10 protein-coding genes are annotated in these 9,279 nt (G+C 55.6%); 9 read left to right on the plus strand and 1 reads right to left on the minus strand.

Translation table 11 applies throughout. The features are described 5' to 3' along the window. The 5 genes from ACLPGZ_RS19395 to ACLPGZ_RS19415 all read left to right on the plus strand — a co-directional run. The coding region (locus tag ACLPGZ_RS19395; protein ID WP_429641885.1) for a M24 family metallopeptidase at positions 1-594 on the plus strand (594 nt) is incomplete at its 5' end. A 148-nt stretch (positions 595-742) separates the two neighbouring features. Next, positions 743-2,389 (plus strand): CTP synthase, encoded by a 1,647-nt coding sequence (locus tag ACLPGZ_RS19400; protein WP_009456525.1) that lies wholly within the window; start codon positions 743-745, stop codon positions 2,387-2,389. Positions 2,390-2,477: 88 nt separating this feature from the next. Continuing rightward, complete coding sequence (locus ACLPGZ_RS19405; protein ID WP_009456523.1) at positions 2,478-2,858, plus strand: VOC family protein; 381 nt, start codon at positions 2,478-2,480, stop codon at positions 2,856-2,858. A gap of 76 nt (positions 2,859-2,934) precedes the next feature. Beyond that, positions 2,935-3,786 carry a 3-deoxy-8-phosphooctulonate synthase gene (kdsA, locus tag ACLPGZ_RS19410; protein WP_009456521.1) on the plus strand — a complete coding sequence of 284 codons (852 nt, stop codon included), beginning with the start codon at positions 2,935-2,937 and terminating at the stop codon, positions 3,784-3,786. 18 nt (positions 3,787-3,804) lie between these two features. Beyond that, entirely contained in the window at positions 3,805-4,089 is a 285-nt protein-coding gene (locus ACLPGZ_RS19415) for a DUF1330 domain-containing protein (RefSeq protein WP_009456520.1), read from the plus strand. A gap of 125 nt (positions 4,090-4,214) precedes the next feature. Here ACLPGZ_RS19415 and ACLPGZ_RS19420 read toward each other — a convergent pair whose 3' ends face one another. Next, positions 4,215-4,940 (minus strand): SDR family NAD(P)-dependent oxidoreductase, encoded by a 726-nt coding sequence (locus ACLPGZ_RS19420; protein WP_035272535.1) that lies wholly within the window; start codon positions 4,938-4,940, stop codon positions 4,215-4,217. A gap of 163 nt (positions 4,941-5,103) precedes the next feature. Here ACLPGZ_RS19420 and ACLPGZ_RS19425 point away from each other — a divergent pair, with 163 nt between their 5' ends. The 4 genes from ACLPGZ_RS19425 (at position 5,104) to ftsB (ending at position 9,113) form a co-directional block, all read left to right on the plus strand. After that, the gene (locus tag ACLPGZ_RS19425; protein WP_266107960.1) at positions 5,104-6,672 is read left to right on the plus strand and encodes an MFS transporter; all 1,569 of its coding nucleotides are present in this window, start codon (positions 5,104-5,106) and stop codon (positions 6,670-6,672) included. Between the two features lie 2 nt (positions 6,673-6,674). Continuing rightward, entirely contained in the window at positions 6,675-7,121 is a 447-nt protein-coding gene (locus ACLPGZ_RS19430; protein ID WP_052159446.1) for a MarR family winged helix-turn-helix transcriptional regulator, read from the plus strand. Positions 7,122-7,475: 354 nt separating this feature from the next. Then, entirely contained in the window at positions 7,476-8,762 is a 1,287-nt protein-coding gene (gene eno / locus ACLPGZ_RS19435; RefSeq protein WP_009456510.1) for a phosphopyruvate hydratase, read from the plus strand. Between the two features lie 45 nt (positions 8,763-8,807). Beyond that, a complete protein-coding gene (gene ftsB / locus ACLPGZ_RS19440) occupies positions 8,808-9,113 on the plus strand; it encodes a cell division protein FtsB (protein WP_009456508.1) in 306 nt (101 codons plus the stop codon). The last annotated feature ends 166 nt before the right edge of the window (positions 9,114-9,279 follow it).

Here is a 9,279-nt window from a genome sequence, read left to right on the forward strand (position 1 = left end):
GGGCAGTATCAGGGCGGGACCACCGACATTACCCGTGTGGTGCCGGTAGGCCAGGTGTCTGCCGAGCAGATTCGTGACTTCACGTTGGTGCTCAAAGGCATGGTGTCCTTGTCCATGCTGGTGTTTCCGGAAGGCATTGCCGGTCAGCAAATTGATGTACTGGCCCGTCAGCCTTTGTGGGAGCAGGGCCTGGACTTCGGTCATGGCACTGGCCATGGCGTGGGTTACTTCATGAATGTGCATGAAGGCCCGCAGTCCATTTCCTGGCGCGGTCGTATCGGACCTCATTCCGCCATGCGTGCCGGCATGATTACCTCCAACGAGCCTGGCTTGTATCGTCCCGGCCAATGGGGCATTCGCATCGAGAATCTGGTGGCGGCGGTTCCGGCCATGCGCAGCGAGTACGGGCAGTTCCTGCGTTTTGAAACCCTGACCCTGTGCCCCATTGACACGCGTTGTATAGATGCCGCACTACTGACGGCTGCCGAGCGTAACTGGCTCAATGAATATCATCAGCAAGTGCGTGAACGTCTCTTGCCTCGTGTTCAGGGGGATGCACGCAAGTGGCTTGAGCAAAGGACGCAGGCGATCTGATCGCCACCCTCTGCTCTTGTCAATAGCTGCAAGGGCTAGTGGTATTTCCGCTGTGAAATGCCACTAGTCGGGTCGCCAAGCATGGGCGCTTGCCGTTATAATCCAAATTTCCCGCTATCGCCTGATTTGACCTCAGGCGCCTTTTATAATGACCACCAAATATGTATTCGTAACGGGAGGCGTTGTGTCCTCCCTGGGCAAAGGTATTGCGGCTGCATCCCTGGCTGCCATCCTGGAGTCCCGCGGTTTGCGCGTGACTATGCTCAAGCTGGATCCCTACATCAACGTAGATCCGGGCACCATGAGCCCCTTCCAGCACGGTGAAGTGTTTGTTACTGAGGATGGTGCGGAAACCGACCTGGACCTGGGCCACTACGAGCGCTTTATTTCCGCTCGCATGCGCAAGGTCAACAACTTCACCACGGGCCAGATTTACGAATCCGTGCTGCGCAAAGAGCGTCGCGGGGACTATCTGGGCAAGACCGTGCAGGTTATCCCGCACATCACCAACGAAATCCAGGATTTCATCATTCGTGGCGCCAAGGCTGCCTACAATGGTGAGGCCGATGTTGCCATCGTCGAGATCGGCGGCACAGTGGGTGATATCGAATCCCAACCTTTCCTGGAAGCTGCCCGCCAGATGAATCTGCGTCTGGGCCGCAACAACACCGCTTTTGTTCACCTGACGCTGGTGCCTTTCATTGCATCGGCAGGCGAGCTGAAAACCAAACCTACCCAGCACTCGGTGCAAAAGCTGCGTGAAATCGGTATTCACCCACACGCTTTGCTGTGCCGTGCGGATCGCGTCATTCCTGACGACGAACTGGCCAAGATTTCGCTGTTCTCCAACGTGCCCATGGACGCCGTGATTTCGGTGTGGGATGCGGATTCCATCTACAAGATTCCAGCCATGCTGCACAAGCAAGGCCTGGACAGCCTGGTGTGCGATGCACTGGCGCTATCGCCTCCACCGGCTGATCTGTCCATGTGGGATCGTCTGGTACAAGCCCTGGAAAATCCGGAGCACGAAGTGCGTATCGGTATGGTCGGCAAGTACGTAGACCTGACCGAATCCTACAAGTCGCTCAGCGAAGCACTGGTTCACGCCGGTATTCACACCCGTACCCGTATCAATATCGAGTACCTGGATTCCGAAGTCATCGAGAACGAAGGCACCGATTGCCTGAAAGGTCTGGACGCCATTCTGGTGCCAGGCGGCTTTGGCAAACGCGGTACCGAAGGCAAGATTCGCGCCATTCAATACGCTCGTGAAAACGGCGTGCCATTCCTGGGTATCTGCCTGGGCATGCAATTGGCGGTGGTTGAATTTGCTCGCAATGTGGGCAATCTGGTGGGCGCGAACTCGACTGAATTCGATCCATCGGCCGTGCACCCGGTTGTGGCCTTGATTACCGAATGGGCAGACCGCGAAGGCAAGATTGAGCACCGTGATGGTTCCTCCGATTTGGGCGGCACCATGCGCAAGGGCGCACAGCGTTGCCCAGTGAAGCCAGGTTCGCGTGCTGAAGCCATTTACGGTCCGGAAGTAAATGAACGTCACCGCCACCGTTTCGAAGTGAATACCTTGTACGTGCCACGTCTGGAAGAAGTGGGCATGGTGATTTCCGCTCGTACTCCTACCGAGAACCTGCCAGAAATCATGGAACTGCCTGATCATCCCTGGTTCATGGGCGTGCAATTCCATCCGGAATTCACTTCCACTCCGCGTGATGGCCATCCGCTGTTTACCAGCTATATCAAAGCTGCTCTGGACCACCAGAAAAAATCAGCCTGATAATTTGGTATGACTGAAAAGGCCCGCGCTACGCGGGCTTTTTCATTCGGGGCGACAGAGTGTGTTGCCCGCTTTCCTGGGAGTAATCATGATCGAACAGCTGGATCATTTGGTGCTGACCTGTACCGACCCGCAAGCCACGACCCATTTCTATACACAAGTGTTGGGCATGAAGCAGGAAGTCTTTGGGCAAGGACGCATTGCCTTCAGCTTTGGCTCGCAAAAGATCAATTTGCATGTGCGTGGGCAGGAGTTCGAGCCCAAGGCGCATTTGCCGGTGCCCGGGGCGCTGGACCTGTGCTTTATTGCCAGCATTCCGCTGGAGCAGGTGATCGCGCATCTGCAGTCACAAGCTTGGCCCATTATTGAAGGGCCGGTGCAGCGTACAGGAGCTACCGGCCCGATTCGCTCAGTCTATGTGCGCGACCCGGACTTGAACCTGATCGAAATCTCCGAACGATTGGGCTGACAGGCTTGCTGCACTGCGGTGCAGCAGCGCCGTCAGGAATGTGGGAGAATGCAGAAATACTGAAACGAGGTCTATTATGGATTTATGCGGTTACGACGTTGGCCTGGATCGGCCCTTTTTTCTGATCGCTGGCCCTTGTGTAATTGAATCGCGTCAAATGGCGTTTGATACAGCGGGCCAGCTTGCCGAGATTACCTCGGCTCTGGGTATCCCCTTTATCTACAAAAGCTCGTTTGACAAGGCCAACCGGAGTTCGGACAAGTCTTATCGTGGCCCCGGCATGGCCGAAGGTCTGCAGATTCTGGCGGATGTGCGCTCGCACTACAAAGTGCCGGTCCTGACCGATGTGCACGACAAGGACCAGGTCGATGATGTGGCGGCCGTCGTGGATGTGCTGCAAACCCCGGCTTTCCTGTGCCGTCAGACCGACTTTATTCAGGCCTGCGCTGCTACCCTGAAACCTGTGAATATCAAGAAGGGCCAGTTCCTGGCTCCTCAGGATATGGTGCAGGTGGTGGCAAAAGCACGTGCGGCAGCGATGGAAATGGGCGGAGATGGCTCCACCATCATGGTCTGTGAGCGTGGTGCTTCCTTTGGCTACAACAACCTGGTGTCCGATATGCGGTCCCTGGCGATCATGCGCGCCACGGATTGTCCGGTCGTGTTTGATGCCACGCACTCGGTGCAGTTGCCGGGCGGGCAGGGCACGACATCGGGTGGTCAGCGTGAGTTTGTGCCCGTCCTGGCGCGTGCTGCTGTCGCAGCGGGTGTGTCGGGCGTGTTCATGGAAACTCACCCTAACCCGGACAAGGCCTTGTCTGACGGCCCGAATGCTGTCCCTCTGTCGCAGATGGCAGACTTGCTGCGGACATTGCAGCAGATCGATTCGATTGTTAAAAACAGCGGTGCCTTGCAGCACGGCTATTAAAAGTAGTTTGGAGACACTATGTCCGCATTTTTGATTGCTAATGTCGAAGTAACCAACCCCGAGCAGTACAAGCAGTACCAGGAGTTTTCCAGCATTGCCATGAAAACCCACAACGTGAAAGTGTTGGTACGTGGCGGTGAAACGGTCACTCTGGAAGGCAATGCGCCTTTGCGTACCGTGGTTATGGAGTTCGACACACTGGAACAGGCCCAGGCGTTCCACGATTCCGAGGAATACCGCCGTGCTCGTCAAGCACGTGAGGGTGCTGCCAACATGACGATGTACGTGGTGCAGGGTCTGTAAGAAGCGGACTACGCCATGTAGTCAGGCAGGAAAAAGGGAGTGTGAAAACACTCCCTTTTTTGATGCTTGCAGGGACACAGTCCGACCTTCTTGAGCACGATGGCAGGAAGGAGTTGTGTGGCTGTTTAGAAACGCGGATCACGCAGGGCTGGTAGGGTCAGCTCGCGTATAAAGCTGGCGGGAGACAGTTGCAGCAGGCTACGCACAATCGTGAGCACGTCATGCACTGGAATTGTCTCGCCCTGGTCACGCTCTGCGGCGGCGTGCAGTGGCACATCCAGGCCGTCTTCCGTATTCAGGTAGCCCAGTTGCAGGCAAGTGACGGCCAGGCCTTGATCTCTATAGCCTTCACGCAGACTGTCTGCCAAACCATTCAAGGCAAATTTTGTCGCTCCGAAGGCAACTTCTGGGCGACCGCTTTGACGCAGACCCGAGGTGGAACCAGTCAGAATCAGGCGGGGCTGTTTGCTGCGCAGTAAATGAGGCAGCAGATGACGTATGGCCAATAAGGCTCCAGTCAGATTCACATCGACCAGACGACGGATAGCCTGATCGTTTTGCGACAGAAAATCGTAATCCTCACTGAAGGCAGTGTCTTCCCAAATCCCAAGGTTATAAATCAGCACGTCCAGTGATTGCGGGCAGGCGGCTGCTAATTGGCTGGCGGCGTCAGGCTGGGACAAGTCGGCACTGATCCAGTGTTGATTGATGCCGGGATCGGGACTGAGCGGGCTGGCCGATGGTGCGGGTGTCCGGCGAGCCACGCCATAAAGCGTGTTGCCGTCTTGGGCCAGGCCGTCCATCAAGGCGCGTCCCAGCCCCATGCTGGCACCGACAATCATGATATTCATACTGTTTTCCTGTGGGGAGGATGTGCTTGGAAAGCGGTGCTTTCCGGATGGTCGCTATTGTGTACCGGGATGCCGGGATATGGGTTGATTCAGGCAGCGCTTGTCAGGTTTTTATCACTCTCGTAAAATTGTTGACTAGGCAATAATTGCATGGTCAATGGAAATGGTAAACGTATCGGAAACAGCACAAAAGACGCCGGGGCGGGTCTTGTCAGTCACAGAGTCCATACTGGCGATGATGGGGCTGTGCTTTGTGGTGATGTTGGTGGCAATTGATCAGACCGTGGTCGGGACAGCCTTGCCCACCATTGTCTCCGAGCTGCATGGTTTTGAACTGTATGCCTGGGTGGCAACGGCGTATTTGCTGACTTCAGTGATTACCGTGCCTATTTTTGGCCGTCTGGGAGATTTTTATGGACGCCGCCGCTTTGTGCTGGTGTCCATCGTTTTGTTTACCCTGGCTTCCGTGCTCTGCGGCATGGCGCAAAGCATGTTGCAGCTGGTACTGGCACGTGCCTTGCAAGGGATTGCGGGGGGCATGCTGGTGGGGACCGCATTTGCCTGTGTGCCTGATCTGTTTCCTGACCCCCGTGTGCGTTTGCGCTGGCAAGTCATGCTGAGTGCTTCCTTTGGGATTGCGAACGGGATAGGGCCCTTTCTGGGCGGAATTCTGACCGAGCACTATGGCTGGCGCTCCGTGTTTTATGTGAATCTGCCCGTGGGTTTGTTAAGCCTGTATTTTGTCTATCGCTATTTGCCGCAGATCCGTCATTTTCGTCAAACCCAGGTCCGCATGGATTACTTGGGTGCTTTCTTGTTGATGGTCGGTTTGGCCTGTATCCAGTTGCTGGTAGAGTTGCTGCCGCAATATGGGGGCAGCTATTTGATGGTTTTGCTTGGCCTGTGCAGTGTGGCTGCTTTTGTTCTGCTGGTGACCTGGGAGCGACGGGTGGCAGAACCTTTGCTGCCCCTGGTCTTGTTCAGTAGCCCAGCCCAATTCTCTTTGCTGGTTCTGTCTGCGGGCTTGGGCTTTATTCTGTTTGGTCTCTTGTTCTATGCGCCCTTGTTGTTGCAAGGGGGGTATGGCCTGCGACCACAAACCGCCGGTTTGTTGATCACACCCTTGGTCGTGTTCATTACGGTGGGCAGTATCATTAATGGCCGTACGATTACACGCCTGCGTCGTCCTACCTTGATGCTGTATCTGGGCCTGGTGCTGTTGACGATCGCCTGCCTGGGTATGGTGTTCATCAAGAAGACCGATCCGCACTGGCATTTTGTGATCTATGCCACTATTGCTGGCACCGGGGTCGGTTGCATCATGCCCAATCTGACGGTATTTGCGCAGGAAATTGTGGAACGCTCCATGCTGGGCATTGCCACGGCCATGCTACAGTCCATGCGCATGGTGGGTGGCATGTTGGGTACTGCTGTGGTCGGAACCCTGATCAATTATCAGTATGGGGAGGCCATCCGCACGCAATTGGAGGCTTTGCCCACAAGCCTGGTCAACTCCCTCCAAGATCCGCAAGTTCTGATGAGTGTGAGTCAGCAGACGCGGTTTCTGGAGCAGGCCGGGCAGGAAGGGCAGGTGTATCTGGGCTTGGCCCGCGACGCCCTGGCACATGCCGTCAATATGGGGATGGCCGTGACCTTGCTGCTGATAGTCTGGTGTTTTTATTGGGTACGCAAAGTGCCACCGATACGATTTAATCGTCAAGAACAGTCTTGAACATGATGAATGAATTTCCGCAACTTCAAGCGGCTCAGCAGCTGGGGCGCACGTATCGCAGCCTGATGGCGGCATTTGATCAGCAGTTGGGGATGCCCTTGCCACGCTGGCGTATCCTGATTTCCTTGTACCAGGAAGAGGGTAGTCTGTCTCAAAAGCAGTTGGTGCGTCTGCTGCGCATTGATCCGGCTGCGGTGACACGGCAGCTTAAAAGCATCGAGTCCCTGGGGCTGGTCGAGCGTTTCACGGATGAGCAGGACAACCGGCTGACCAATGTGCGTCTAAGCCCCGCTGGCCGCGAGCTGGTGGAAGCCACCCTTCCCCGGCGTCGTCGTCTGGTGGAAGCCATGCTGCAAGACTTCTCTGATCAGGATCTGAATCAGTTGATCACCTTGCTGGGCAACTGGGAAAGCGCCTTGTTGAAAGCGGCCGACAAAGATTTACTTTGAGACGTATCGGTACTTTTTGTATTTACAGAGACGCCGCCTAGTCTCGGAATTTCTGGTGATAATAAACACGTGCCGGTTTCGATCAGGATGAAGGCAGGGTCTTGAATCCAGGCTTTTTTCCAGCTTTCGGGACCAGACATGGCACGGCTGTGTCATGGGCAGGTACAATCCTGTTTTAGCAGGAGGGCAGGGGGCGCTGATTGCACTATAGCTGTCGCGCTTGCTGATCTTTTCAACTTCCAGGCTAGGCGCCTTTTCAAGCTGATTTTCACATCGGCTTACGGCGATATGCCCGGCAGCAGGATTGTTTAACTTATCTAGCTTAATGCTACTTCAGGCAGGACTGTCAAAATCATGAGTGCAATCGTAGATATTATTGGCCGCGAGATTCTGGACTCCCGTGGTAATCCAACGGTGGAGTGTGATGTATTGCTCGAATCGGGCGCTATGGGGCGTGCCTCCGTTCCATCTGGTGCATCCACTGGCGCTCGCGAAGCGTTGGAGCTGCGTGATGGTGACAAGAGCCGTTACCTGGGCAAAGGTGTTTTGCGCGCTGTCGAGAACCTGAACACAGAAATCTCCGAAGCCTTGATGGGCTTGGATGCTCAAGAACAAACCTTTATCGATCGTACCCTGATCGAGCTGGACGGCACCGAAGACAAGAGCCGCCTGGGCGCTAACGCCATGCTGGCTGCCAGTATGGCTGTGGCCCGTGCCGCTGCTGATGATTCGGGTCTGTCCCTGTACCGCTACTTCGGTGGCAGTGGTGCCATGGCCATGCCCGTGCCAATGATGAACGTCATCAACGGTGGTGCACACGCCAACAACACCCTGGATCTGCAAGAATTCATGATCATGCCCGTGGGTGCCAAGAGCTTCCGCGAATCGCTGCGCATGGGTGCAGAAGTATTCCACACCCTGAAAGGCCTGATCCACGATCAAGGCATGTCCACCGCTGTGGGCGATGAGGGTGGTTTTGCTCCTAACGTGGCCAACCACGAAGCCGCTATCGAACTGATCCTGCGCGCTATCGAACAAGCTGGCTACGAACCCGGCACCCAGATCGCTCTGGCCCTGGACTGCGCCGCTTCCGAGTTCTACCGCGACGGCAAATACCACCTGGCCGGCGAAGGCGGCGTGTCCCTGAGCTCGCAAGACTTTGCCAATCTGTTGGCCAACTGGTGCGACAAGTACCCCATCATCTCCATCGAAGACGGCATGGCCGAAGACGATTGGGACGGCTGGCGCATTCTGAGCCAGCAACTGGGCGACAAGATCCAGTTGGTTGGTGACGATTTGTTTGTAACCAACACCAAGATCCTGAAGAAGGGCATTGAACTGGGTATCGGTAACTCCATCCTGATCAAGATCAACCAGATCGGCACCCTGACCGAAACCTTTGCTGCCATCGAAATGGCCAAGCGCGCTGGTTACACCGCCGTGATTTCGCACCGCTCGGGTGAAACCGAAGACTCCACGATTGCGGATATCGCTGTGGCTACGAATGCCATGCAGATCAAAACAGGCTCCCTGTCCCGTTCCGATCGCATGTCCAAGTACAACCAGTTGTTGCGTATTGAAGAAGAATTGGCAGAAGTTGCTACCTTCCCAGGTCGCGAAGCGTTCTATAATCTGCGCTAATTCTGTTTGATGAACCGGGTCGGAAGACCCGGTTCTTATATCGCCATGCGCCTTATCGTCCTGCTTCTGCTGTGCCTGACCCTGGTAACCCATTACGCTTTATGGTGGGGCAAAGGCGGTTGGCTGGATGTACGGCAAATGCAGACCAGGCTGGTTGCGCAAAAAGAAACCAATGAAGCCCTGACGGCGCGTAATAACGCCTTGCTGGCCGAGGTTCAGGATTTACGCTCGGGTACCCATGCAGTCGAAGAGCGCGCCCGTAGCGAGTTTGGCATGATGCGTGAAGGCGAGATCTTTGTGCAGATTGTGCCTCCCGGTGGTTCGGCTGCCACGACAAGCAGCCCACGTTAAGAAGTAGCGCGCAAGGCGCTGCTGGAACGGCTGTTCAGCCGGTTCCTTTCTGATAATTCTTCTTTTTTCCCTTATTGCTGTCCCGACTACGGCCACAACTGCTGATTGCGGCGACTGTACGTCTGTTTCCCGCTTGGGTCAGGAATGCGTTTACCGCGTCCTATGC

This window comes from Alcaligenes sp. Me129 (genome assembly GCF_050487245.1).
Lineage (GTDB): Bacteria > Pseudomonadota > Gammaproteobacteria > Burkholderiales > Burkholderiaceae_B > Alcaligenes > Alcaligenes phenolicus.

Excerpts from the sequence above, each read along its gene's own strand:
- ACLPGZ_RS19400 (WP_009456525.1), top strand. The coding sequence starts at position 743 with ATGACCACCAAATATGTATTCGTAACGGGAGGCGTTGTGTCCTCCCTG.
- ACLPGZ_RS19405 (WP_009456523.1), top strand. The coding sequence starts at position 2,478 with ATGATCGAACAGCTGGATCATTTGGTGCTGACCTGTACCGACCCGCAA.
- kdsA (WP_009456521.1), top strand. The coding sequence starts at position 2,935 with ATGGATTTATGCGGTTACGACGTTGGCCTGGATCGGCCCTTTTTTCTG.
- ACLPGZ_RS19415 (WP_009456520.1), top strand. The coding sequence starts at position 3,805 with ATGTCCGCATTTTTGATTGCTAATGTCGAAGTAACCAACCCCGAGCAG.
- ACLPGZ_RS19420 (WP_035272535.1), bottom strand. The coding sequence starts at position 4,940 with ATGAATATCATGATTGTCGGTGCCAGCATGGGGCTGGGACGCGCCTTG.
- ACLPGZ_RS19425 (WP_266107960.1), top strand. The coding sequence starts at position 5,104 with ATGGTAAACGTATCGGAAACAGCACAAAAGACGCCGGGGCGGGTCTTG.
- ACLPGZ_RS19430 (WP_052159446.1), top strand. The coding sequence starts at position 6,675 with ATGATGAATGAATTTCCGCAACTTCAAGCGGCTCAGCAGCTGGGGCGC.
- eno (WP_009456510.1), top strand. The coding sequence starts at position 7,476 with ATGAGTGCAATCGTAGATATTATTGGCCGCGAGATTCTGGACTCCCGT.
- ftsB (WP_009456508.1), top strand. The coding sequence starts at position 8,808 with ATGCGCCTTATCGTCCTGCTTCTGCTGTGCCTGACCCTGGTAACCCAT.